The organism is Rhodobacter capsulatus, from assembly GCF_052363175.1.
In the GTDB taxonomy this organism is placed as follows: domain Bacteria; phylum Pseudomonadota; class Alphaproteobacteria; order Rhodobacterales; family Rhodobacteraceae; genus Rhodobacter; species Rhodobacter capsulatus_D.
In genome coordinates, this window is the sequence record NZ_CP198946.1 from 962220 (window position 1) to 986870 (window position 24651).

Annotated in this window: 21 protein-coding genes; 12 read left to right on the forward strand and 9 right to left on the reverse strand. The window is 67.0% G+C overall.

Features of this window, described 5'->3' with window-relative positions; translation table 11 throughout:
- Window positions 1-226 precede the first annotated feature (226 nt).
- Together ACTTAI_RS05515 and ACTTAI_RS05520 are read right to left on the reverse strand one after the other, a co-directional pair.
- The gene (locus ACTTAI_RS05515) at window positions 227-817 is read right to left on the reverse strand and encodes a hypothetical protein (RefSeq protein WP_444454805.1); all 591 of its coding nucleotides are present in this window, start codon (window positions 815-817) and stop codon (window positions 227-229) included.
- 109 nt (window positions 818-926) lie between these two features.
- Window positions 927-1562: a TetR family transcriptional regulator C-terminal domain-containing protein gene (locus ACTTAI_RS05520; RefSeq protein WP_444454806.1), complete on the reverse strand. Its 636-nt coding sequence runs from the start codon at window positions 1560-1562 to the stop codon at window positions 927-929.
- 144 nt (window positions 1563-1706) lie between these two features.
- On the opposite strand from ACTTAI_RS05520, the gene ACTTAI_RS05525 reads away from it, so the two are divergent.
- The 10 genes from ACTTAI_RS05525 to ACTTAI_RS05570 all read left to right on the forward strand — a co-directional run bounded on the left by ACTTAI_RS05525 (window position 1707) and on the right by ACTTAI_RS05570 (window position 12624).
- Window positions 1707-3032, forward strand: coding sequence for an aspartate aminotransferase family protein (locus ACTTAI_RS05525; protein WP_444454807.1), 1326 nt, complete (start codon window positions 1707-1709; stop codon window positions 3030-3032).
- Between the two features lie 86 nt (window positions 3033-3118).
- Window positions 3119-3574, forward strand: coding sequence for a hypothetical protein (locus tag ACTTAI_RS05530; RefSeq protein ID WP_444454808.1), 456 nt, complete (start codon window positions 3119-3121; stop codon window positions 3572-3574).
- A 109-nt stretch (window positions 3575-3683) separates the two neighbouring features.
- The gene (locus ACTTAI_RS05535) at window positions 3684-3839 is read left to right on the forward strand and encodes a hypothetical protein (RefSeq protein WP_444454809.1); all 156 of its coding nucleotides are present in this window, start codon (window positions 3684-3686) and stop codon (window positions 3837-3839) included.
- A gap of 175 nt (window positions 3840-4014) precedes the next feature.
- The gene (locus ACTTAI_RS05540; RefSeq protein WP_444454810.1) at window positions 4015-5364 is read left to right on the forward strand and encodes a short-chain fatty acyl-CoA regulator family protein; all 1350 of its coding nucleotides are present in this window, start codon (window positions 4015-4017) and stop codon (window positions 5362-5364) included.
- Window positions 5365-5422: 58 nt separating this feature from the next.
- Window positions 5423-5830 carry a response regulator transcription factor gene (locus tag ACTTAI_RS05545; RefSeq protein WP_444454811.1) on the forward strand — a complete coding sequence of 136 codons (408 nt, stop codon included), beginning with the start codon at window positions 5423-5425 and terminating at the stop codon, window positions 5828-5830.
- Window positions 5830-6120, forward strand: coding sequence for a hypothetical protein (locus tag ACTTAI_RS05550; RefSeq protein WP_444454812.1), 291 nt, complete (start codon window positions 5830-5832; stop codon window positions 6118-6120). Before ACTTAI_RS05545 ends, ACTTAI_RS05550 begins: the two co-directional genes overlap by 1 nt.
- 3 nt (window positions 6121-6123) lie before the next feature.
- Window positions 6124-8817 (forward strand): ATP-binding protein, encoded by a 2694-nt coding sequence (locus tag ACTTAI_RS05555; RefSeq protein WP_444454813.1) that lies wholly within the window; start codon window positions 6124-6126, stop codon window positions 8815-8817.
- A 132-nt stretch (window positions 8818-8949) separates the two neighbouring features.
- The gene (locus ACTTAI_RS05560; RefSeq protein WP_444454814.1) at window positions 8950-10191 is read left to right on the forward strand and encodes a FliM/FliN family flagellar motor switch protein; all 1242 of its coding nucleotides are present in this window, start codon (window positions 8950-8952) and stop codon (window positions 10189-10191) included.
- A 74-nt stretch (window positions 10192-10265) separates the two neighbouring features.
- Window positions 10266-10589: a TraR/DksA family transcriptional regulator gene (locus ACTTAI_RS05565; protein ID WP_444454815.1), complete on the forward strand. Its 324-nt coding sequence runs from the start codon at window positions 10266-10268 to the stop codon at window positions 10587-10589.
- Window positions 10590-10689: 100 nt separating this feature from the next.
- Window positions 10690-12624: an enoyl-CoA hydratase-related protein gene (locus ACTTAI_RS05570; protein ID WP_444454816.1), complete on the forward strand. Its 1935-nt coding sequence runs from the start codon at window positions 10690-10692 to the stop codon at window positions 12622-12624.
- A gap of 3 nt (window positions 12625-12627) precedes the next feature.
- Here the strand turns inward: ACTTAI_RS05570 and ACTTAI_RS05575 are convergent, their stop codons facing one another.
- Window positions 12628-12843, reverse strand: coding sequence for a hypothetical protein (locus ACTTAI_RS05575; protein ID WP_444454817.1), 216 nt, complete (start codon window positions 12841-12843; stop codon window positions 12628-12630).
- Between the two features lie 142 nt (window positions 12844-12985).
- Here ACTTAI_RS05575 and ACTTAI_RS05580 point away from each other — a divergent pair, with 142 nt between their 5' ends.
- The gene (locus ACTTAI_RS05580) at window positions 12986-13234 is read left to right on the forward strand and encodes a DUF2312 domain-containing protein (RefSeq protein ID WP_013068296.1); all 249 of its coding nucleotides are present in this window, start codon (window positions 12986-12988) and stop codon (window positions 13232-13234) included.
- Between the two features lie 15 nt (window positions 13235-13249).
- Here the strand turns inward: ACTTAI_RS05580 and ACTTAI_RS05585 are convergent, their stop codons facing one another.
- The 6 genes from ACTTAI_RS05585 to ACTTAI_RS05610 form a co-directional block, all read right to left on the reverse strand.
- Window positions 13250-14137, reverse strand: a complete 888-nt coding sequence (locus ACTTAI_RS05585) for a hypothetical protein (RefSeq protein ID WP_444454818.1) — start codon at window positions 14135-14137, stop codon at window positions 13250-13252.
- A 144-nt stretch (window positions 14138-14281) separates the two neighbouring features.
- Window positions 14282-14590, reverse strand: a complete 309-nt coding sequence (locus tag ACTTAI_RS05590; RefSeq protein ID WP_444454819.1) for a DUF2218 domain-containing protein — start codon at window positions 14588-14590, stop codon at window positions 14282-14284.
- The gene (locus ACTTAI_RS05595; protein WP_444454820.1) at window positions 14587-15132 is read right to left on the reverse strand and encodes a PadR family transcriptional regulator; all 546 of its coding nucleotides are present in this window, start codon (window positions 15130-15132) and stop codon (window positions 14587-14589) included. Before ACTTAI_RS05595 ends, ACTTAI_RS05590 begins: the two co-directional genes overlap by 4 nt.
- A gap of 71 nt (window positions 15133-15203) precedes the next feature.
- Window positions 15204-17915: a DUF2339 domain-containing protein gene (locus ACTTAI_RS05600; protein WP_444454821.1), complete on the reverse strand. Its 2712-nt coding sequence runs from the start codon at window positions 17913-17915 to the stop codon at window positions 15204-15206.
- 301 nt (window positions 17916-18216) lie between these two features.
- Window positions 18217-18960, reverse strand: a complete 744-nt coding sequence (locus ACTTAI_RS05605) for a helix-turn-helix transcriptional regulator (RefSeq protein ID WP_444454822.1) — start codon at window positions 18958-18960, stop codon at window positions 18217-18219.
- A 224-nt stretch (window positions 18961-19184) separates the two neighbouring features.
- Window positions 19185-21983: an EAL domain-containing protein gene (locus tag ACTTAI_RS05610; protein WP_444454823.1), complete on the reverse strand. Its 2799-nt coding sequence runs from the start codon at window positions 21981-21983 to the stop codon at window positions 19185-19187.
- A gap of 289 nt (window positions 21984-22272) precedes the next feature.
- Between ACTTAI_RS05610 and ACTTAI_RS05615 the strand changes: the two genes are divergently transcribed.
- Window positions 22273-24648, forward strand: a complete 2376-nt coding sequence (locus ACTTAI_RS05615) for a methyl-accepting chemotaxis protein (RefSeq protein WP_444454824.1) — start codon at window positions 22273-22275, stop codon at window positions 24646-24648.
- Window positions 24649-24651 lie beyond the last annotated feature (3 nt).

The following is a 24651-nucleotide window of genomic DNA, read 5'->3' on the forward strand; positions in this document are numbered from 1 at the left end:
CTTATACGCGAGCCGCGCGGGCGAGGAAAGCGTGAACGGATGACGCAGGGGAAACGGTCCCCGGCGCTGTTTTGACAGGAATTGCACAATGAAAACGGGCCGCATCAGAGCCTGAGCCCGCGCGATCCGGGGTGATCGGCGGGCAGGCACTGATGCGGCCAGACGTGAAGGTCGCAACCCGCGTGACCGCGGGCGCGCGAGGAGGCCGGACGGATCCGGGCCGCAATCAGCGCACGACGTCGAGACTCGGTGCCGTCGTGTCCGACGTGGCTTGCCAATCCGAGGCCGCATGGGCCACCGCACGTTCGACCTTGACCTCGGGCTGCGGCGCCGCTTCCGGCTTCGCTTCGGCCTTGGGCGCCGGTGCAGAGGTTTCAAGCTCGGCGGCAACCTGCGGCTGCGGATCGGCCTCGCTTGCGCCTTCGGCCGCCTGCTGCGACGCCTGTTCGGTCATCTCGGCACGCGGATCCGGTTCGGACTCCTGCGGCGGCACGGCCATCAGCGCGGCGGCATTCGCCTCGAGTGGCGTCACGTCGAAGGTCGGCGGCGGGCCGGTCGGCGCATCCGGGTCCGGGGACGAAGCCGAGCGGCTTTGTGCCAGCACGGCCGTTTCCACCGCCAGATCGCGGTTGCGGGCCTGCAACTGCACCACCCGCTCGTTTTGCGTCTGCGAGCCGACCTCGGCCCCAAGGCCGGAATTCGTATTCGCCGATGTGCTTGCCGGTTCGACAGTTGTCGCCGTCGCTTTCTTCTGTGGCACCATGCTCAGCAAAGGTGACCATCCAGTTTGGGGCATCAGCCCCGATATGCGGTCCATTTCCCCACTCTCCTCGCGGTTTTACCCCTAACTTCGATGATGCGCCCGGCAGGTTACTCAAGAGTTACCGAGTGAGAGCATTTCAGCAGAGGGTTAACGCACGATCGGATCAGGGGTGCAGCAGCCGGTCGAACAACGTGTCAAGGAAACGTTCGGCTTCGGCATAGGGGTCGTGGCCGGGGCCGAGGATGGCGCGCACCTGGACGTCGAAATCCGCATAATGTTGTGTCAGCGCCCAGATCGAGAAGATTAGGTGGTGCGGATCGACCGGGGCGATCTTGCCCGCGGCGCTCCAGCCGCGGATCACCTCCGCCTTCTCGTCGACCAGACCCTTGAGATCCACCGCCAGCGTGCCCCCCATCCGCGGCGCGCCCTGCAGGATTTCATTGGCAAACAGCCGGCTTTCGCGCGGCATCGCGCGACTCATCTCCAGCTTGCGGCGCATGTAACGCATGATCTCGTCGCGCGGCTCGCCCTCGGCGCGCATCTCGCGCAGCGGCGCCAGCCAGTCATCCAGCAGCGAGCTGAGCAGCTCCAGATGGATCGCCTCTTTCGAGGGGAAGTAATACAGCAGGTTCGGCTTCGACAGCCCCGCCGCCGTCGCGATCTGATCGAGCGTCGCGCCGCGGAACCCCTGCGCCGAAAACACCTCAAGCGCGGCCTCGAGAATCGCTTCGATGTTGCGCTTCTGGATCCGGGTCAGCGGGCGCGGGGGGGGCTCGGCGGGCATCGGCTCGGAAGGCATGCGGTCACAGTCCTTTTACACAGGCGCGGGCCGCTTGACGCCGCCCGCGCCGATGTTAGCCTGATGCTGACCGTTCGGTCAAACGACCCGGCCCGAGATCCGGGCGCAAAATCTGGCCCAACCCGGCCTTTCAGGGAGACTTCCATGGCGCTCGACCGCAAGACGCCCAATGATCTCAACGCCTTCTGGATGCCGTTCACGGCGAACCGGCAGTTCAAGAAAGCGCCCCGGATGTTCGTGGGCGCCAAGGACATGCATTATACCACCGCCGATGGCCGTCAGGTGCTCGATGGCACCGCGGGGCTGTGGTGCTGCAACGCGGGCCATTGCCGTCCGAAAATCTCCGAGGCGATCGCGAAACAGGCGGCCGAGCTGGACTATGCGCCCGCCTTCCAGATGGGCCATCCGGCCGCCTTTGAACTGGCGAACCGCATCATCGACATCGCGCCCGAGGGGATGGAACATGTGTTCTACACCAATTCGGGCTCGGAATCGGTCGAGACCGCGCTGAAGCTGGCCATCGCCTATCACCGCGCCCGCGGCGAGGGCGCCCGCACCCGGCTGATCGGCCGCGAGCGCGGCTATCACGGGGTGAACTTTGGCGGCATCTCGGTCGGCGGCATCGTCACCAACCGCAAGATGTTCGGCAGCTTGTTGACCGGCGTCGATCACATGCCGCATACCCATCTTCCGGCGCAAAACGCGTTTTCCAAAGGCCAGCCCGAACATGGGGCGAACCTGGCCGACGAGCTGGAACGCATCGTCACGCTGCATGGCGCGGAAACCATCGCGGCGGTCATCGTCGAACCGATGGCGGGTTCGACCGGGGTTCTGCTGCCGCCCAAGGGCTATCTGCAACGCCTGCGCGAGATCACGAAGAAACATGGCATCCTCCTGATTTTCGACGAGGTAATCACCGGCTTCGGGCGTCTGGGCTCGGCCTTTGCGGCGCAGCATTACGGCGTGCTGCCCGACATGATGACGACGGCCAAGGGGTTGACGAACGGCGTCATTCCGATGGGCGCGGTGCTGACCACCGCCGCCGTGCACGACGCCTTCATGCAGGGCCCCGAGCACATGATCGAGCTTTTCCACGGCTATACCTATTCGGGCAACCCGATCGCCGCCGCGGCCGGGATCGCGACGCTGGAAACCTACAAGGAAGAGGGGCTCTTCGAGCGCTGCGCCGAGCTTGCCCCCTATTGGCAGGAGGCGCTGCACAGCCTGCGCGGCACACGGCACGTCATCGACATCCGCAACGAGGGGCTGATCGGCGCCGTTGAGCTGGAGCCGATCGCGGGCGAGCCGACGAAGCGCGCCTTCACCGCCTTCCTGAAGGCCTATGAAAAGGGTATCCTGATCCGCACCACCGGCGACATCATCGCGATGAGCCCGCCGCTGATCATCTCGAAAGCGCAGATCGACGAGCTGATCGGCACGCTCAAATCGGTGCTCGACACGCTCGACTGAGGTAGGGGGGCGGGCAACCGCCCCTTTCCTTTCAGGTATTTGGGCTTTCTTAACCATTCCGGGGCATCCTGATCTTGGAGGATGCCATGCCCACAACCGCCGACAAGAAGTCAAAGCCGCGCGTCAATCCCGACGAGGAGCTTTCCCCGATGCTCATCTGGGGGGGAGGTTTTGCCATTTTGGTGCTGGTGACGGGTCTCTTCTGGGGGGTGTGGAAGACCCAGTTTGCCGCACCTCCGGGGCATCTCTTCGATACGCCCTCGCTTGGGGTCGAGGCGGGCTATTGCCTGTCGGTGGCACAGTCGATCGTGCCCAGCGGCGCGCCCCCGGGCAGCTATTTCGAGGAAGCGGCGCAGTTCTGGGTCAAGCGTCTGCGCGACATCAAGGCCGAGATGGGGCCCTCTATCGCCGCGGGGCGGTCGAAACTTGCGGTCGACAAGCAATCTTCCGGTCAGAAATCCTCGGTTTGGCTGCAATATGCGATGGATCTCTGCTCGCGCCGCGCCGTGAATTATGGCGCGCATTTCCGCAGCTTCGATTGAATCCTCAGTCCGCTTGACACAGATCAGGGCGTCGTCGCATGCTGTGAACTATGTAGTTCACATCGCTTCGGACGTTTCCGGGGCGGTCGCGTTCTGGAGGAGGCCGCACATGACCTGCACACCCACCCGCAAGGCTTCGCTTGCGCTTCTGGCCGTTCTGGCCCTTGCCGCCCTGTCCGGCTGCACGCAGCCGCCCGGCAAATGCGAAGGCGGTGTTTCCGATCTGTCGACGCTGTCGAGTGTGACGGTGCAAAACCCCTGCTGATTTGTCACGGCGCAGGGGCAGGCCCGCGGGCTGGGGCGCCCCCCCCTGCCGCGGGCCGATTGACTGTTAGCCCCGGCGCTCCGCGCGGCTGGGACAGTAAAGTGCTTTGTCTTCCCGAAACTTGCTTGTAAATTCGTGACGGGGCTGCAGGCTCCCTCCGGCAAATGGGGATGCGATGGCACGATCTGCTCTGACGGGCACGCGGATACGCGAGCGGCGTCTTGCCCTGAAACTGCGTCAGACAGATCTGGCGCGGTCGGTCGGCATTTCGGCCGCCTATCTCAATCTGATCGAACACAATCGTCGTCGGGTTTCCGACCCCCTGCTTGAGACCTTTGCCAAGGCGCTGGGGGTCGCGCCGGTCGCGCTGTCCGAAGGCGCAGAAAGCGCGTTGTTCGAAGCCCTGCGCGAGGCCGCAGCCGGAGTGGAAACGGCGGGGGCCGAGGCCACGGGGGGCGGGGCGCTGATCGACCCCTCCGAGCTGGACCGGATCGAGGAATTCGTCGGCCGCTTTCCCGGCTGGGCGAAGGTTCTGGCGGCGCGGCAGGCCCGGGCGGCAGCGCTTGAACGCGTGGTCGAGACCTATTCCGAGCGGATGGGGCAGGATCCCTATCTGCTCGATGAATTGCACGAAGTGCTGTCTGCCGTGACCTCGCTGCGCTCGAGCGCGGCGATTCTGGTCGAAACCCCCGATATCGAACCGGAGTGGCAGGCGCGGTTCCTGTCCTCGATCGCCTCGGAAAGCCTGCGCCTGAGCGCGGCGGCCGAGGGGCTTGTCGCCTATCTCGACGGCATCGAAGCGGCGGATTCGGGCCTTGCCGCACCACTCGATCAACTTGAATCCTGGCTTTCGGCGCGCGGCTGGCATCTGGCAGAATTCGAACGCCCCGATCCGCCCGCCCCCGCCGATCTGATCGCGCAGGCGCCGGAACTGGCCGCCTCGGCCGCGCGCGATCTGGCCTTGGGCTATCTGACCCGCGCTTTGGCCGACAGCCGCATCCTGCCGCTCAAACCGTTCCTGGCCGCGCTGGCCGAGACCGGGCTTGACCCCGGGCGGCTCGCGGCCCGGTTCGGCGCGCCGATGGCCGCGGTCTTTCGGCGTCTGGCGACGCTGCCCGAGGGCGCGGCCAACCTGCCGCCGCTTGGTCTGGTCGTCTGCGATGCCTCGGGCACGCTGACTTTGCGCCGCCCGCTGCCGGGGTTTGCCCTGCCGCGCTCGGCCGCCGGCTGCCCGCTCTGGCCGCTTTACGAGGCGCTGGCGCGGCCGATGCAGCCGCTGCGCCTGACCCTCGACATGGCCGGGCGGCTGCCGCAGCGGTTTCAATCCTGGGCCTTCGCCGCGCCGCGCCCGCCCGAAGGGCCTGCCGCCGCCTTCGACGCTCCGGTGCTGATGGAGGCGATGATGCTCGTCACCCCGGCCACCACCCGCACCGAGGCGGCGCGGCCGGTCGGCACCTCCTGCCGGGTCTGTCCGCGCCGCGACTGCACCGGACGGCGCGAGCCTTCGCTGATCGCGCCGCGGTGACGCGGTTTGACAGCATGGGGACAAGCGTGGATAGATTGACCGGGGGAGGAGTTCGATCATGGCGGAAAAGCATGTGCTGTTGATCGAGGACGAGCCGAATATCGCCGAGGCGATCCGGTTCATCCTGACGCGGGCGGGCTGGAACGTGACCGTCGAGGCCTCGGGCATCGCGGCGCTGGCCCGTATCGCGGCGCTGCGTCCGACCGCCGTCATCCTCGATCTGATGCTGCCCGGTCGCTCCGGTCTTGAAATCCTGGCCGAGCTGCGCGCTGATGCTGATCTGGGGGCCACCCCGGTGCTGATGCTGACCGCCCGCGGGCAGGGCCGCGACCGCGAGGCCGCCGCGGCCGCCGGGGCGTCGGCCTTTCTTGCCAAGCCCTTCGCCAATGCCGATGTGCTGGCCGCGCTTGAGGCGATCGCCGCCCCGGTGCTTGCGGGTGTGGCGGGCGCGGGCAAGGCGGGCTGATGGCGGGCGCGGGCACGCCGCTCTTTCTCGCCCGTCGCTCCTATCGGCGCAGGCGCATGATGGATGCGGCCCGGCTGCTGCCGCTGGCCGGTCTGGTGATGATCCTGCTGCCCGTGCTCTGGCATCCGGCCGACACGCCGATCCCCGACACCGCGCGCGGCATGATCTATCTTTTCGCGGTCTGGGTCGGGCTGATCCTTGCCGCCGCCGCGCTGGCGCGTGGTCTGGCCCCGGCGCTCGATGCCGAGGAAGAGGCCGAGGGCAGCACGCCCGAACCCGGAGACAGCTGATCCATGCCCTTCAACGTGCTGGTGGGCGTCTCGCTCGTCTATGTGATGGTGCTGTTCCTCGTCGCCTTCGTGGCCGAGCGTCGCGCCGCGCGGGGCCGGTTGCGCTTTCTGCACAGCCCCTGGGTCTACACGCTGTCGCTCTCGATCTATTGCACCGCTTGGACCTTTTACGGCGCGGTGGGCTATGCGGCGCGCTCGGGGCTTGAGTTCCTGACGATCTACCTTGGCCCGACGCTGGTCTTCGTCGGCTGGTGGTGGGTGCTGCGCAAGCTCGTCCGGATCGGGCGCACCCAGCGCGTCACCTCGATTGCGGATCTGATTTCAAGCCGTTACGGCAAGTCGAACCTGCTCGGCGTGATCGTCACGCTGATGTCGGTGGCCTCGGCCACGCCCTATATCGCGCTGCAACTGCAATCGGTCACGCTGTCGTTCGGGGTCTTTGCCGCGCAAGGCCCCGGCTTCTGGGCGCTGCCCGACCAATCGGCCACTGCGCTCTGGATCGCCGGGGGGCTGGCGATCTTCACCATCCTCTTCGGCACCCGCAATCTGGATGCGAACGAGCGTCACCACGGCGTCGTCACCGCCATCGCGCTCGAGGCGATCGTGAAGCTGGTGGCGCTGCTCGCCGTCGGCATCTGGGTCGTCTGGGGCGTGGCGGGGGGCGTGTCCGACATCCTGGCCCGCATCGATGCCTCGGAAATCGCCGAATGGAGCCTGAAGCCCGGCCGCTTCGCCGGGCTGACCTTCGTCTCGGCCGCGGCCGTGCTGACCCTGCCGCGGATGTTTCAGGTGCTGGTCGTCGAAAACACCGACGAGCGCCATCTGGTCACCGCCAGCTGGGCCTTTCCCGCCTATCTGATGCTGATGAGCCTGTTCGTCGTGCCGATCGCGGTCGTCGGGCTTGGCCATCCGCAGACCGGGGCGAATCCCGATCTTTTCGTGCTGACCCTGCCGCTGTCCGAAGGCCGCGGCAGTCTTGCGCTGCTCGCCTTTCTGGGCGGGTTTTCCTCGGCCACCTCGATGGTGATCGTCGCCGCCATCGCGCTTTCGACCATGGTGTCGAACCACATCGTCACGCCGCTCTGGCTTGCGATCTACCGCGACGAACCGGCCGAGCGCGGCGATGTCCGCGGCCTCGTGCTGATGTCGCGCCGCCTTTCGATCGGGCTCGTGCTGGCGATGGGCTATGGCTATTACAAGCTCTCGGGCGGGTCCGAGGCTTTGGCCGAGATCGGTCTGATCGCCTTTGTCGGCGCGGCACAGGTGCTGCCCTCGCTGATCGGCGGCATCTACTGGCGCGGCGCGACGCATCTGGGCGCGGCCATCGGCCTGCTCACCGGCTTTGCGATCTGGCTTTATGCGCTCTTCCTGCCCTCGGTGGGCGAGTCCGGCCTGATCTCGGCGCATCTGATGGCCGAGGGCCCCTTCGGCCTGAGCTGGCTGCGCCCGCAGGCGCTGTTCGGCATTCAGGGGCTTGATCCGCTGCTCCATGCGCTGTTCTGGAGCCTGCTCTTCAACACCTTGGCTTTCCTCGTCTTTTCGATCCTCTCGTTCCCCGGCCCGGTCGAGCGGCTGCAGGGCGTCGCGTTCGTCAACGTCTTCGAGGGCCGTCCGGGCGCCAAGGGCTGGTCGCGTCCTCAGGCCGAGGCCGAGGATCTGCTGTCGATGGCGCAGCGTATCCTTGGCGCCGAGGAGGCGCAGCTGTTCTTTCAAAGCGCCGCCGCGGCGCAGGGCAAGCGCGGCTTCCTGCCCGATCCGACGCCGGAGTTTCTCGCCGCGCTCGAACGGCAGCTGGCGGGCTCTGTGGGGGCTGCGACGGCGCATGCGATGATTTCGCAGCTGACCGGCGGTGCCGCGGTCTCGGTGCAGGATCTGATCGCCGTTGCGAACGAAGCCGCTGAAATCAAGGAATATTCCGCCCAGCTTGAGGCGAAGTCGGTCGAGCTGGCCCGCACTGCCCGCGCGCTTTCGGAAGCAAACGCGAAGCTCACCGCGCTCTCGGTGCAGAAGGACGCGTTCCTTGGCCAGATCAGCCACGAGCTGCGCACGCCGATGACCTCGATCCGGGCGTTTTCCGAGATCCTGATGGAGCCCGACCTGCCCGAGCCGCTGCGGGCGCAATATGCCGAAATCATTCACGAAGAAGCCCGCCGCCTGACCCGTCTGCTGGATGATCTGCTGGACCTTGCCGTGCTGGAAAACCGCAAGGTGCAGCTGAATATCTCGGTGGCGAACCTGCATGATCTGATCGATCGGGCCGTGCAGGCGGCTTCCTCGACCCGGCCTGAACGCGATTTCCGCTACGACCGCGATTTCCCCTCGGAACACATGCCGGTGTTCACCGACACCGACCGGCTGGTGCAGGTGTTCATCAATCTGATCTCGAATGCCCGCAAATATTGTGCCGCCGAGCGCGCGGTTCTGCGCATCGAGGTGAAGAAGCGTGGAAAGCTGGTGCAGATCGACTTTTGTGACAATGGTGCGGGGATTCCGAAGGCCTCGCAGGGGTTGATCTTCGAGAAATTCGCCCGCCTCACCGATACCTCGAAAGCGGGCGGGGCCGGGCTTGGGTTGGCGATCTGCCGTGAAATCATGGCAAATCTGGGCGGCTCGATCGATTATCTGCCGGGGCAGGGCGGGGCCGCCTTCCGCGTCACGCTGCCCCTGCGCCGCCGTGATGTCCGTGAACTGGTGTGACCCCGTCCGTCTTGCGGCAAGTCTCGGGAATGACCGCAAAGAAGTGTAAAGTTCCGGGCCAGATATCAACCATTTGTAAACCCTGATCTGCGAATCCTTATCCGTCGACGCACAGGCAAACGGCGGGACGGGATGACGGAAGAACGGCTTCAGACAGTGATGCGGCGCAAGGCCGAGGCGGGCAGACCCGCTTCGGACGGTTCTCCGCTCACGGCCGAACGGGCGATCGTGCAGGCGATCTCGAAAGTGGCGCAGGACATGTTCCAGCTGCCCGCCCAGGTCATGCAGGTGACCGAGGGGCGTCGGACACTCGCCGACCTGCCCGAGGCGATCGATCCGTTTTCGCTGATCGCGATCATCGAAGGGCCCGAGGAAAGCATGGGCATCGTGGCCCTGCCGCCCGAAACGCTGTCGGTGCTGATCGAGGTGCAGACCACCGGCAATCTGGCCAAGGTGCCGGGCCCGCCGCGCAAACCGACGCGGATCGATGCCTCGATGGTCGTCGATTTCATCGATGCGACGCTGGGCATGATCGAAGAAACGCTGGTCGAGACCGAGGCCGTCGTCTGGGCGGGGGGCTTCCGCTATGCCTCTTATCTCGATGATCCGCGCCCGCTGGGCCTTCTGCTGGAAGATATGGGATATCGGCTCTGGCAGCTGGAGGTCGGCTTCGGTCCGGGCTTCGAGCGCAAGGGCCAGATCGTCTGGGCGGTGCCGGTGAACGGACGCGGCCATTCGTTGCGCCGCATGCCCGGTCTGGCCGAGACCGGCCCGATCACCCCCGACCGCGAGGCGGCAGAGTGGGCGCATCGGCTGGAAACCTCGGTCATGAGCGCGTCGGCGCAGCTTGACGCGGTGCTGCATCGGGTGACGTTGCCGCTGGCGGCGGTGATGCGGCTGCGCGCGGGGATGGATATTCCGATCCCCTCGGACGCGCTGGAAAACCTGACCGTTGAAGGCGTGGGGCGGCGCAAGCTGTCTGCGGCGCGACTGGGGCAACATCGCGGGCTGCGCGCGGTGCGGCTGATCGAACATGAAGAGGTGGATCTGCAGGCCCCGCCCGAGCCGAAAGCCCGCCGCGTCGTGCCGCCGCCCTTCGAGGCGGGGGCCAGTCCCTTCGCCGGGAAGACTGCGCCTAGCGGCCCGCGCGCACCGCTCGACCGCATCGATTCTCCGGCCTATGACCCGGAACCGGGCAGTTCCGGTCTGGGCGGGCTCGGGGGGCTTGGCGGCTTCGACGGCGGTGATCTGGGGGGGCTGGGCGGCTTTGAGTCCGGAGGGGATCTGCCCCCTCTCGGCCTGACGCTGGACGGCTTCGGCGCCGACGACACGGCCGGGGATTTGCCGCCCCTGAAGATCGGCTCCGGCTTCTGAGCCGGGTCGATTGACCTGCATCAAGGCGTTTTCCGACATTTTGCGCTTGTCTTTGGGAACGACAGGAGGATGCGATGAAATCCCTCGAACTCCGGCGGGCGGAGCTTCTGTCCCGCAAGGCGCAGCTGACCACGCGCATGGCGCAGATCTCGGACGAGTTCGAGACGCATGAGGCCAAGGATTGGGCCGAGATGGCGACCGAGCGCGAGGGAGACGAGGTGCTGCAGGATCTGGGCGCCGCTGCCCGCAACGAGTTGCGGATGATCGACGCGGCTCTGGCACGGATGCACGATGGCGACTACGGCTATTGCGTCACCTGCGGCGCGCAGATCGCGGAAGAGCGGCTCGATCTTCTGCCCGCCACCCCCTTCTGTCGCGACCACGCCGCCAAACACTGAAGGCGGCGGCAATTTCCCGTTCGGACGTGGGCTTGGGGCCCGGTTGCGCTTGCCGTGACCGGGTCTGCGCGCGTAACCTGCGCAAAAAGCCGGAGGGGGCATGGCAAGACGGGTGAACGTGCAGCGGCGCGAGGGTGTGGCGCTGGTGACGCTGGAAGGCGCCGACGAGGGGCCGAAAGGCGCAGGGTTCGATCAACCCATGCGCCTTGCGCTTGAGGCGGCGCTGACCGAAGCCCTTGAGACTCCGGGCCTGCAGGCGATCGTGTTGCGCGCGGGTCCCGGCGGCTGGCCGCGGGCGAACGACCCCGCCGAAGATTACAGTGATGACAAACCGGCCTTGGGCCCTCTCTGCACCCGACTGGCGCAGGCGGAGGTGCCTGTGGTTGCGGTGCTTTCGGGGTTGATCTTGGGCGGGGCGCTGGCCTTGACGCAGGCGGCCGGGCTTCGGCTCGCGCTGGCCTCGACCCGGTTTCAAGCGCCCGAAGCTGCGCTGAACCTTTTGCCCGCGGCCGGGGGAACGGTGCGTCTGGTGCGCCGGGTCGGGGGGGCCGCGGCGCTGAAGGTCTTGCTGTCCGGGCGGGTCTTTGGCGCCGAGGAGGCGATGGCGCTTGGCCTGTGCGATGCCGTGGCCTCGGAAGGCACGATCGAGACCACCGCCTTGACCGAGGCCTTGCAGGTCGCGGCGCTGGGCGCCGAAGGGCCATTTTCGCGCCGCGAGGGGGCGCTTTCCGATCCGGGCGGCGCGCTGGATGCGCTGGCCGCGGCGCGGGGGCGCTTTCCGCCCCGCGCCGATCTGCCCGCCCCGACCCGCATCGCGCAGGTGGCCGAGGCGGCGCTGCTTCTGCCGTTGCCCGCCGCGCTGGAGTTCGAGGCCGTGGCCTATGCCGATCTTGCCGGGTCGGAAACTGCGGCGGCGCTGCGCAGTCTCGCGCGGGCAAATCTGGCGCTGCAGGGGCTGCCCGGCGTGCCGGGCGAGGGCATCGCGCCGGTGTCGCGGGTGGCGCTTTGGAACCCGAGCGCCGGGCGGGTGATTGCGCTGTTGCGCCGAGGGCTTGCGGTGCAGATCGGCACCTCCGACCCCGCGCGCCTGCCGCCGCTTTTGACCGAGATTGCCCGCGCACAGGAACAGGCCGCGGCCGAGGGGCGGCTTGATCCCGCCCGCCGCGAGGCCGATTGGGCGCGGCTTGAGCCGGTCTCTGGCGCCGATGCTTTTGGTCCGACCGATCTGATGATCGCGGCCCCCGCCACCGCCGAGGAACGCGAGCTGTTGCGCCGCTCCCTGTCTTCGGGCGCTGTGCTGGCGCTTTCGGGCACGGCGCCCGGGCCGGGCGAGCTCGGCATCGACCGCAGTCAGCGTCTGGCGGCGATCTGGGCCGCAACGCCGGGGCAGACCGCCGACCTGCCGCGGCTTGCGGCGGTGCTTCGTGCGGGTGGCATGCGGGTGATCCATGCGACGGCCTTGGCCCTGCGGCTTGAGGCAGCCTATCTCATGGCGGCCGACCGCACCGTTCTGGCGGGCGCCGCGCCGCAGGCCGTCGATGCGGCGCTGACGCGCTGGGGCTTTGCCGAGGGGCCTTTCGCCCGCTTCGAACGCCTTGGTGCCGATCTGGCGGGCACCCGTCTTCTGGCGGCCGGGCGCAAGCCAGGGCCGGTTCTGGCGACGCTCGCCGTTCTGGGGGGGATGGCGCAGGCGGCGGAGCCTCTGGCCGCTTTGCGCGCCGAAGCCGGGATCGCGCCGCGCAGCTTTTCCGAGGCCGAGATCGTCGCCCGGATCCTTGCCGAACTGGCGGCGCTTGGCCTTGCGGCGCTGGAAACGCGCAAGGCCTTCCGCCCGGGCGATATCGATCTGATGGCGGGGGCCGAGCTTGGCTTTCCGGCGCATCGCGGCGGGCCGATGTTTCAGGCCGACCGGATCGGTCCGCTCGCCCTGCGCAAGCGTCTGCGCGCGCTGGAGGCCGAAGGGGCGCCGCCGACGCCCGCGCTGCTGGATGTGCTCATCCGCGACGGGCAAAGCCTCGCCGAGCGCTTCGCGTGAGACTTATTTGAAGGTCACGCCCAGCACGACGAGCATCAGCCCGATCACCGAAACGAAAAGCGCGCCAAGGTTCATCACCACGACGCCGCGCAACTGCGCACGCAGCGCCGCATCGTCGAGCCCGGCCTTTTTCGCCTTGGCCACTTGCGCGGCGCAATAGAGGATGCCGACCATCCCCACCAGCGAGATTGCCGCCCCCGCCCAGATCAGAATTTCCATGATCGCCTCCATTTTGCCCCGGCTACCGTGCGCGCACGGTCTTGGCAAGCGCCGCGATGGCGCGAGGGTTGCGGCTTGAAGGGGGGGCGGGGCTGCGCTAGTCAGGGGCTCCATCCCGCGTAACGACCTTCGGAGAGCCTTCATGTCGAACGACGCCTATACCGTGGCCGCGGACGAGCTGCGCCAGTTCATCGAACAATACGAGCATCTCGAGGCCGAGAAGAAGGACATTACCGAGCAGCAAAAGGACATCATGTCCGAGGCCAAGGCCCGCGGTTACGACACCAAAGTGATCAAGAAGATCATCGCGATGCGCAAGCGCGACAAGAACGATCTGGCCGAGGAAGAGGCGATCCTTGATATCTACAAAGCCGCGCTCGGCATGTCGTAAGCGCCGTGGCTTGCGTCAGGGCGTGATCAGCGTCACGCCCGGCAAGCGCGCGATCGCCGCCACGTCTTCCGCGTAGCGGGCGGCGATTTCGGCCACCAACTCCTCGGTGAAGCCCGGCAGGGCGACATCGGCCAGAAGCGCCTCGGGCCGGGCGAATTTTTCCAGAAAGGCCGTCAGCACCTTGCGCCGCTGCTCGGCCGTTTGCGGCGGGTGCTGCGCCATGTAGCTGCGCAGACGCTTCGCGCCCTCGGGCTGCATCAGATCCTCGACGAGCCCATATTCGCCGACCAGCGCCGCTGCCGCAGAGAGGCCGCCCATCTGCCGCAGCACCTCGGGGAAAAGCAGCGGCAGATCCTCGTTGCACCAGACGACCAGTTTCGCGCCGACTTTTGCGGCCGCCTCGGCCATCCGTTCCAGCACCGGGCCCCAGCGCAGATCTTCGGGCGCATGACCGCCGAGAATGTCGCTGAAGTCGCGGCCCGGCTGACGGGCGGCGAGCGCGACCAGCAGCAGTGCCGGGTCCAGAAGGCCCAGATGAAACTCGGTCTGATCTTGCGGGAAAAGATTCGCCAGCGGTGCCAGCTTGTCGGCGGCAGCCGGATAAAGCCCCGTGGCGCCAATCGCGCGCTCGGGCAGGGCCAGGAAATTCTCGTAGCTGAAGACCAGCCGCTCGACCGGGCCCGGCGCGCCGCGCAGACAAGCCCTGCGCAGCGTGTCCTGCATCGCGGCATCGGCAGGCCGCCCCTTCAGCGCGATCAGCGCATCGCGCAGCGCCATGCGATAGGCGGCGGGGGCGGGGGCATGTGCCTGCGCCGCGGCCATCACCTCCGGGTTGGTCGCCAGTGTCCGGATGAGACGTTCGTCATCGGTGGCATGGGCGCCGAGATGAAAGACCAGGTGCATCGCGTGTTTCTCCTCGCGCCACCATAGCCGCCAATGCTGCGAAGGCAAAGCCCCGGGCTGGGTCGGCTCCTGCAGGGGGCAAGTCTTGTTCAACGCCACGATGGTGCGATGACGGATGCCCCCACGCCACGGCCTTCTGTGCCATCAGGCGTCCCGAACCGGCTGCCATTCCACTTTCAGATTGTCGCGGAAGGCAAAGCGGAGCAGATGCTGCGCCACCACATCCTCAAGCCTTGTCCGGTTCTCCGGAAGCAGGGCTTCGGTCTCCAGCACCAGCTGTCCGGCCTCGGCCTTCATGCGGCAGATGCCGATGTCGAAGCGGACCTCGCCCTCGGTCGGGTCGAAACGCACCTCGACCTTGTGCGCAAAATGCTTGCAAAGCTGCTGCAGATAACGCGAGGCGGTCTCGGTTTCCACAATGGCGCGGCTGCGGGTTTCGGTGTCTGTCGTCATGATTTCGTCCTTTCGATCGTCTGCGCGGCGCTGTCGATGGCCGCGGCAATCGCGGCCAGTTCGGTTTCATCGACGCCCGCGGAAAGCCGCAGCCGCAGCGCCAGTTTCAGGTTTTCCATCGCCCGCAGGATCGGCGCCGGGGTGTTGTGGCGCCCCTGTCCGTGCCCCGCGCCGCCGCTGAGCCGCTGCATCAGCGCCTCGGCCTCGGGACGGTTTTCCGCAAGGAAGCTCTCGCCTGCCGCGGTGATCGAGACGGTCTTGCGCCCCTCGGTGGCGGCGACGCGGATCAGGTCCATGTCCTCAAGCCAGGACAGGGTGGGATAAATCACCCCCGGGCTCGGGCAATAACCGCCGCCGCTCAGTGCCTCGATGCGCCGGATCAGGTCGTAGCCGTGGCCGGGGGCCTCGGCGATCAGGCCCAGCAGCAGCAGACGGATTTCGCCTTGTCCAAGCGGGCGACGCCCCGGACGATGCGGGCCGGACTGGCCCCGGCGAGGACCGGGGCGGGGATGGTGTTCGGAATGTTCATATATCGGTTTCATGATTTGCGATATAGGTTTCGATATATCGAATGCAAGGGACTCTGCAAATTTTCACAGCAAAACCGGCGGGGTCAGTCGGGCTTCCGGGCCTCGGCGGTCAGCATCGCGGCGCGACGGTTGATCCAGGCGAGGCCCGCCAGTGCGAGACCAAGGATCAGGAACGAGCCCGCCCGCACCAGCCCGCCAAGGTCGGAGGCATCGACGAAGAAGACCTTGACGATGGCGAGGCCCAGAACCGCATCGGCGACATAGCGCAGCCAGGTTTCGCGCCGCATCAGCGCCGCGACCAGCAGCCCCGCGCCGATCACCAGCAAGAGCGCGGTATAGCTCCACAATTCGCCCTCGCTCATCGGCAGGCGGGCGGGGTCATTGCCGCGCCAGGCCTGGGCGACGCTCAGGAATAGATAGAGCGCCACCAGCCCCGCCCCGCTGGCCCCGAAGCCGACCCGCAGCCAGAGTGGCATTCGGCGCAGCGTCGCGGCAATCGCGCAGCCGATCAGGCCGGGCAGCAGATAGGCGAGCGCGAGCGACGAGACCACGACCGGCCCGAGGATGGTGCCGCCGAACCACGAGAACGGGGTGCCGAAGATCACGCCCGTCGCCAGCAGTCCCGCCGCCGAGACGAAAGACAGCGTCGCGGTGATCCGGCGCAGCCAGAGCGCGGCCTTGTGGCCGGGCAGGGCGGCCTGTTCGGGCGTCTCGGCCAGTGCCGTGCGGGCCGATGACCAGCCCGCGAGCAGCCAGACGCTGCCGATCAGGCCGAGCGTCAGGTGCCACGGCCGGGTGCCCTGATCCGACAGATCCTCGAGCCCGCGGGTGATCAGCACCGAAAGGCCCGCCCCCGCGACGACGGCGAAAGCGCCTTCAAGCGCGGCGCGGGTGACTGGCCGGGCCGATCCGCGCACCAGCAGCCATCCGGCGGCAAGCGCGGCGGCGGGCAGGGCATGGGCGAGCAGGATGTCCGGGTAGCTCGCCACGCTCAGCGCCCAGTCAAGCCCCGGATCGACGGTGACCCGATAGACCAGCACCGCCGCGCCCGCCTGCGCGAAAGCCGCCAGATGCGGCAGCCGCCAGCGGTCATCCATCGCGACGGCGGCCAGCACCAGCACGCCAAGCGCGACCGACAGCGCCGCCGTGCCCAGAAGGATGAACAGCGCGAGCGCCAGCAGTGCCATTGCCGCGAGCGCCGCAAGCGACATCCGGCCGTGATCGGCGCCGTCGCGCTTGCCCGCGCGCTCGGCCAGAAGGGTGGCAACCGCTGCGCCCGACATCACGATCCCCGCCCAGAGCGTCGGCCCGATCATCCGCGCCGGGGTCTGCAGCAACTCTTGCACCGCCAGCACGCCGGGGCCGAGCACCGCCGCCCCCTGCGCCCACCAGAGCGCCGCCGGACCGGTGGCATGACTGCTTTGCCGTGCCGCCAGCAGCGATCCGAGCGTCGCCGCGGCGATCAGCGCGCCAAAGCCCATCATGGCGCTTTGAACCGGGGCTTCGGGTGTGGGCAGAAAGAGCATCGGGCTGACCTGTGTCGCCAGCACCAGCAGCGCCGCCCCTGTCAGCACGGCGAAATCGGCCACGGCGGGGGCGCGGCGGCTCCAGAACGTGGCAAGGGCGAACTGCCCGCCCACCGCGAGCGCCGCGATCAGAGAGCGCAGATCGGCCCCGGCGATATCGCCGTAATGTTCGGTCATGATCGTCTTGAGGATCGCAGCAAGCCCCGCGCCCCAGACGATCAGCAAGGCCCATTGCCGCCAGCCCACCGAAGCACGGTCGCGCTGGGCCAGCCGCATCACCACCGGCGGCATCTCAAGCCGCGGCTGCAGCGCACCACCAAAGAAGATCGTCGCGACGATGGGCATCAGGGCTGACAGGCACAGGAAGGCCGCATCGCCTCCGGTTGTCGCGTGCACGAGCGTCGCCGCGAGGAAGGGCAGCGCCAGCGCCACCTCGTCCAGAAAACGCCATTTGCGCGCGGCGTTGATCACGAGCCCGGTCAGCATGACAAGGCCGAAATAGCTCTGGATCAGCCAGGGCGCGCCGGGCTCTCCCCCGGCAAGGAAGGGCGCGACGGTGGCGCCAGCGAAGCCGATCACCGCGAGGAACGGGCCGTAGAACCAGCCCAGCACGACGGCGAGCGCCGAGACCAGCACCAGCCCGGCAAGGGTCACGCCCGGACCGATCAGCGCATAAAGCATCTGTGCCGTCAGCACCGTGCCGTAAAGCGTCACCAGCCCCGCGCCCGAGAAGATCGAGGGCAGATAGGCGGTGGCGCTGTCGGTCTCGTCGCCCCAGCGGCGCCGGATCGCCTCGCCCGCGCCGATCAGCGCGACGCCGAGACCTGCCGCAAGGATGAGCCGCGCCATGGGCGACAGCATCCCGCGTTCGGCCGCATATTGCGCGGCAAAAAGCCCGGCCAGCGCGAGTGACAGACCGGCAATGACGTAAAACCAGTTCTCCATCAGCCAGCCGACCGCGATCTGAACCAGATCCGGCCGCGCCACGGCGGGCGGTTGCGGCACCTCGGGGGGCATGACGGGCAGCGGCGGAGGTCGCGAGGCGTCAGAGGGGGGCACCGGGGTGGGGGCCACCTCGGGAAGCTGGACCGATGAGGTCGGGGAAACAGGCTGCAGAAGCCGCAGCTGCGCCGCGATCTCGCCCAGTCGCGTCTCGGCCTGATCAAGACGTCGGCGCAGACCGATAACCTTGACGACAAGCAGGACAAGCGTGGCCAGAATGGCCAGCGGAATCAACAAGATCATCGCGATCAGTTCGTCCTCGCCCATCACACGCTCCCCCCAACGGCAATATGAAAGCCTAACGGGAAACGGCGACCAAGGGAACGAGATTGGTTCGTCAGCGCAGAGGGAACAGGGCATCGCAAGTGGTGCGAGGCTCACCACTCTCTGGATGCGTCTGACGATGCGAGCACCGCGCAAGACACGACGGATGCTGAAAATTTATACGTAAATCAATGGGTTCCTCGAAAATGACGCGTCAGAGCCACTCTCTCCGGCACATCGGCCCGTTTTTAACAAAGCCCGGCAAGGCCGCAAACTGGGGGAAAATCCCCATGTTGCGGATCGGCTACAGTGGCAGGAGCCGCATCAGCACGGCCTTGGCCAGCGCCTGATCGCGGGTTTGCGATTTCAGCTTCGCCTTGGCCGAGGCGATGTGTTTTTCGAAGGTCTTTTCGGAAATCTTCATCCGCCAGCAGATTTCGGCCGGGCGCAGGCCGCGGGCGAGCCAGGACAGGCAGTCGATCTCGCGCGGGGAGAGCCGCACCAGCAGGTTTGTCCGATCGCCCCGCACCGCGGCATCGAGCAGGTTCGCGGCTGCCGTCAGCACTTCGCCCTCGGCGGCCCAGAGGCGGCGGAAGGCAGCGGTCTCGGGGGCACAGTCCAGCCAGAGCCCGATGCCGGAGAGGCCGAATGGCCGGTCGTCCAGCAACAGCGAGGCCCCGCAGGTCATGCCCAGATCCTGCTCGATCTCGAACTGGCACCGCTGCGACGGGGTCAGCCCGTCCAGGAAATTTTCCAGATCCTCGGGCAGCCATTCGACCATGCGCGCGCCATCGACCATTGCGGCGACGGCATGGTCGTTGTCGAGAAGCGCCTCTGCCCCGATCGCGGCCTGCCACTCGGCGCTGTAGGTATGGTGGTGAAAGATCCCGGCGGTATAGCCCAGATCGCTGATGTCGTTGCGAAAGGCGCTGAAGCCGTAGAAAAAGCCCTTCGCGCCGCGTGTCTGTGCGAATTCGGAAAAGCGCGCCAGCGGATCGGGGGCCGTGTGCAGGGTTTCTGCCAGATCAAGGAGCACCTGCACGGTCATGCGGATCTCCGTTTCCGGCTGATGCGGACGCAGCGGGCTGCGGGGACAGGGTAAAGAACGGTCATCGGCACGTTACGGCAATGGAAACAAACAGGATTTGACAGGCAGGAGACTGGCTGGGCCGGGGCCTGCGGCGCCGAAAAGAAGCCCGGAGGACGGTGAACGCAACGAGTCGTTGCGGGCTGCGGCGATCCCCCGCAGCCGTTCCAGACCCGCCGCGGCGATCATGGGTTGGAGCTCAGCGCCGCCGCGGAGTGGGGGATCGGACCGGGCTCGGTGCCGAAGAAGCGCGCCTCGAACGCGGCCTGCGGCAGGGGACGCTCGAACAGATAGCCCTGTCCATAATCGCAGCCGAGGTCGATCAGCGTTTGCAGCGCGGCTTCGGATTCGATCCCTTCGGCCAGCGCGACGAAACCGAATTTTTTCGCCAGCCCGATGATCGCCTCGACGATCTGGCGGGCGTCGCCATCGGCCTCGATCCCGCGCACGAAACTGGCGTCGATCTTCAGCGTCGTCACCGGCATTCGGCGCAGATAGGTCAGGCTCGAATAGCCGGTGCCGAAATCGTCGATGGCGAGCGCAATTCCCATCGTGCGCAGCCGCTGCAGCGCCTCCATCGCGCCCGGCACGTCGATGGCCAGCTGATCCTCGGTCAGTTCGATCTGCAACCCGAAGGGCGGCGCGACGTCGTTCGTCGTCTTCCAGCCCACCCGCACCAACTCCGCATCAAGCACCTCGGCCCAGTCCTGCGCCGCAAGGCTGGAGGCGGTCTGGTTGATCGACAGCGTCCAGTCGGCATGAACAAGCCCCGCCCATCGCCAGCGCGCCTGCACTGCAACGGCGCGGCGCAGCACCATCCTGTCAATCGCGGGCATCAGCCCGGCCTTGGCGGCGATCGGCAGGAACTCCCCCGGCATCACCAGCCCATGTCCGGGGCGGTTCCAGCGCACCAGCGCCTCGCAGCCGCGCGGCCGCTTGTCATCAAGGGCGAAGATCGGCTGGAAATGCAGCTCGAATTCGTCATTCTCAAGCGCGTTGATCAGTGCCACCCGGGTTTCCAGCTCGCGCAGCGCCTCGGCCCCCATCGAGGGTTCGTAGACCATCACGGCCTGCCGGTCGGATTTCGCCGCATACATTGCCAGATCGGAGTTGCGCAGCAGCGTGTCGCGGCTGTCGCCGTGACGGCCGTAGCAGGCAATCCCCGCCGAGGCCGATGGGCGGTAATTGTGCAACCCTGGAAGATCAAGCGGCCGCGCCAGATGCTCGAGCAGCTTTTCCGCCCGGACCCGCGCCGCGGCCTCGTCGACATTGCCGATCAGCACCACGAATTCATCGCCGCCGAGCCGCGCCGCCAGTTCGTTTTCGCCAAGCGCCGCGCGCAGCCGGTCGGCGATCACCGTCAAAAGCAGGTCTCCGGTTTCGTGACCAAGCGAGTCGTTCACCGATTTGAACTTGTTCAGGTCCAGATACATCATCGCGAACGACTGGCCCGAGCGCTCGCTGAAGCCGATCCAGTCGTCGATCCGCTCTGCCAGCAGGCGGCGGTTGGCCAGGCCGGTCAGCTGGTCGAATTGCGCCATGCGCTGGTTGTCGGCCTGAGTCTGGCGCAGAAGCGTCAGATCGGCCAGCATCGCGACATGGCCGAGCGTGGTGCCCGCCGCATCGGTCAGCCGGGTGATCCGCGCCCAGCAGGTCAGCTGGCGATCGTCCTGACTGTGCAGGACCACCTCGCCCTGCCAGGCCCCCTCGACCGGCGAAAGCGCCTGCCGCAGCCAGGAGTCATTCTCGGGCATCCCGGTCGAGAACCAGCGCGTCCCGCTGCGCGGTGTCACCAGCGCCTCCAGCTGCGGGGTCGGTCCGGTGCTCAGATCGAGGCCGCTCATCCGTTCGAAGGCCGGGTTTGCCCGCACCACCCGGAGCGTCGGGTCCGTCACCACGATCGCATCGGTGGATTGCTCGAACACCCGCTCGGCGAGCCGCTCCACCTCGCGCATCCGCAACTCCTCGCTGACATCGCGGGCGCGGGTGAAAACGCCGATCACCGCGCCATCGTCGTCGAAGATCGGGCGTCGTTCGGTCAGCAGATGCGTCGGTCGCAGGGCGCCGGGTTGACCGTTGCGGGTCAGGGTCGGGCGCAGCGCCGTCTCTTCCACCAGAAGTCCCTTGCGCTTGGCGATCACCCCGGCCTCAAGGCCGTTGTAATGGCGCGCAAGCTTTTCCTCCATGAATTGCGAGCGCCGCTTGCCCTCGATCTCGGCCGGGGTGCGACCGAAGGGCATCGCATAGGCCTTGTTCGCGATCACCACCCGGCCGTCGGTATCGGTCAGCGTCACCGGGTCGAGCGTGCTTTCGATCAACAGACGCAGCAATTCGGGATTGCCTGCCGAAGTGCTGGCATTGACCGGAAACAGCACCACCCACCAGCTTGAACGTTCGGCGCCTGCGCGGTTCGGGGTGCCGACGACATGGGCATGATAGTTTTGCCGATGCCGGTCCCGGCGCTGGATCTGCAGGCGCAGCGCCGAGGAGGCGCCAAGATCGCGCGGCGGCGTCGGAGGCAGAGTCATCGTCGCGTCCAGAGCCGCGGTCAGCGCCCGCGCCTGACTGCGCGACAGCGCCACGCGCAGGGCCCCCGCATGATTGCCGCTGCCGTCGTCATCAAGCATCCGGCGCGCGGGTTCGTTCCAGTCGACGATGCGCAGCGCATGGGTCACCAGCAGAACTGGCACCGGCAGGCGGCGCAGCAGCTCTCCGGGGATATGCAGTCCGTCCGGCGCCTGATGCAGGGACAGCTCCAGCGCCGCGGCCTGTTCGGCACAACTCACCCGCAGCCGGTCGAGCGCGGCCTGCACCTCGGGAGTGGTCGGAAAGAGGCTCAGGGCCGATTCGAGCGCAGCAAAACGGGCGTCGATCTCGGCGGCAGGGTCATTGACCGGTCCGGCGGCCGGGCCTGGCTGATCCGGAGGGCTCGAAAAGCAGTTGTCACGCGCGCCGACGCGATCTGAAGGGGGTTTCCAATTCATCTAAAGACGCTCCTTCGGCGTCCGGAAAAGAGGAGGTGAACAGTTTGAACTGGCTGTATGAATCGCGATCTGCGACGTTCTGTCAACTTTGCAATTCAGGGCTGCGGAACGTGCGCCCCGGAATTGCCCGAAAAAACGCCGTGAACGGCCTTTTCAGGGCGTGGTTACGTCGGATTTTATCAAAGAAAGCGGGGTCTGGCGTGACTTCGACAGATTCGCCAAAAGCAACTTTGCAAAAGATTAGGGAACCATCCGCATTCTCGTTTCGGTTGCAAATGGGTGCTTTCAAATGTCGGAAAAACCTCTTCCTCGTAACTCGCTGCGGCGCGTGATGGTCACGACGCTCGGCATGCCCGCGTTTCTGGCGCTGGTCTTCGGCCTCTTCCTGATTGACGAGCGCTGGTGGGCGCTTTCGGATGCCCGGGAGGTGCAGCGGCTGATGTCTCTGGCAGAAACGGCGGCCAATGTGGCCCATGCCCAGCAGCTTGAACGCGGGATGACGAGCCTGTTCCTCAATGGCAAGGACGCCACCGTTCCGGACAAGCTGACCGCCCAGCGGGCGGCAAGCGACACGGCCCGGGCGGCCCTGCTTGCGCGTTCGCAGACGATCGGCCTTGATCATCTGCCGCCGCAGATCGCGGCCTTGCTGACCGAACTCGCAGGCGATTTCGACAAAAGCCCGGAGGTCCGCAAGGCGATCGATGCCCGGGCGATCCCGGCGCCCGAGGCGATCGACTATTACACCGAAATGAACGACGATGTGCTGCAGCTGATCGATGTCGTGGCCAGTGCCAGCGCCGATGCGCAGATCAATGCCCGGATCACCGCCTATGCGGCGTTCAGCACCGCAAAGGAGCGGGCCGGGCTTGAACGCGCGCTTGGCTCGGGGGCGTTCCGCAAGGGCCAGTTCGACACGGCGACGCTGTTGAAGATGCGCGCGATGGTGGCGCAGCAGGATCAGGCTTTCCGGTTTTTCTCCGCCTTTGCAACGCCCGAAGATCTGACCGCATTGGCGCGACTGAACGAGCTTCCCGCCTCTGTCGAGCTGAACCGGATGCGCGAGATCGCCTTTGCCTTTCCGACAACACAAGACATCGGCGGCGTGACGGGGGATGCGTTCTTCGCCACCGCCACCGCCCGGATCGAGGCAATGAAAGATGTCGAAACCGAAATCGGCAGCCGGATCGGGGCCGCGGCCGATGCCAAGGCCCGGTCCGCGCTCATCGGCTTCCTTGGGTTCGCGGCGATCATTCTGGCGGCCTTGCTCGTGTCGATGCTGACCGGGGCGCGTTCGGTCTGGCGGACCGAGGCGGACGTCCGGGCGCTGGTGCAGGGGGCGGATGCGATGGCCCGCGGCGATCTTGATGTGGTGCTGCCTGCGCCGCGTCTGCGCGAGACGGGGCAAATGGGAGGTGCGCTTGACAGTTTCCGGGTCAGCATCCTTGAAGGGCAGGAGATTGCCCGCAAGGCCGAGGAGGAGCGCGAGGCCCATCGTCAGGAAGAAGCGCGGCGCGAGGCGGCCCAACGGGCCGGCAAGGAGGCGCGGCTTGCCCGCGAAGCCGAGGAGGCCCGCCGTCAGGCAGAGCAGGACCGCCGCATCGCCGCCGAGATTTCGGCGATGGTCACGGCCTGCGCCGAGGGCGATTTCTCGCGCCGGATTGCGCTTGAGGACAAGGAAGGGATGCTGGCCGAGATCTGCGCCGGTCTGAACCGGATCGGCGAGATCACCGATGCGGGCATCGCCGAGGTCAACAAGGCGCTGCGTCATCTGGCCGAGGGCGATCTGACCTACCACATGCACGACGGGCTGGTGGGCGTCTTCGCCGAGATGGCGCGCTCGGTGCGGGCGGCCAATGACAGCATCGCCCGGACGGTTCTGGCGATCGAGGCGGCTTCGGTGACGATTGACGGCTCGAGTTCCGAGATCAGCACCGCCGCCAATGATCTGGCCCGGCGCAGCGAACAGAATGCGGCGATGCTCGAGGAAACCGCCTCGGCGCTCGAAGAAATGTCGAGTTCGATCGGCAGCATGGCGGGGATCGCCAATGATGCCAAAGAGCGGATGCGGGAAATCTCGGCGCGGGCCGAGACCGGCAACGGCATTGCGACGCGGGCAATGGAGGCGATGGAGAGCATCCGTCAATCCTCCGAACGGATCGAGCGGGTGCTGCAGGTGATCGATGACATCGCTTTCCAGACCAATCTTCTGGCGCTGAACGCCGGGGTCGAGGCCGCACGGGCGGGCGAGAGCGGGCGTGGCTTTGCCGTCGTCGCTTCGGAGGTGCGGGCGCTGGCGCAGCGGTCTTCCGAAGCCTCGCGCGAGATTGCGCAGATCATCGGCACGGCGACGCAGGATGTGGGGCGTGGCGTCGAAATGGTCGATCAGACGGCGGGGGCCTTGCACGAAATCGTCGGCACGATCCGTGGCGCGCTCGAACGGATCGAGCATATTGCCGGGGCCGTCGGCGAGACCGAGGTCGGCATCGCCGAGATTTCGAAGGCGACGACCGAGCTTGATCGGGTGACGCAGCAGAATGCCGCAATGTTCGAAGAGACCAATGCCGCGCTGGGGGCGCTCCGGATCGAAGCGGATGCGCTGGTGGAGAATGTCTCGCAGTTCCGCACCGACAAGCAGGCGCCTGAGCCGCGGGGCCGGGCGGCCTGAGCC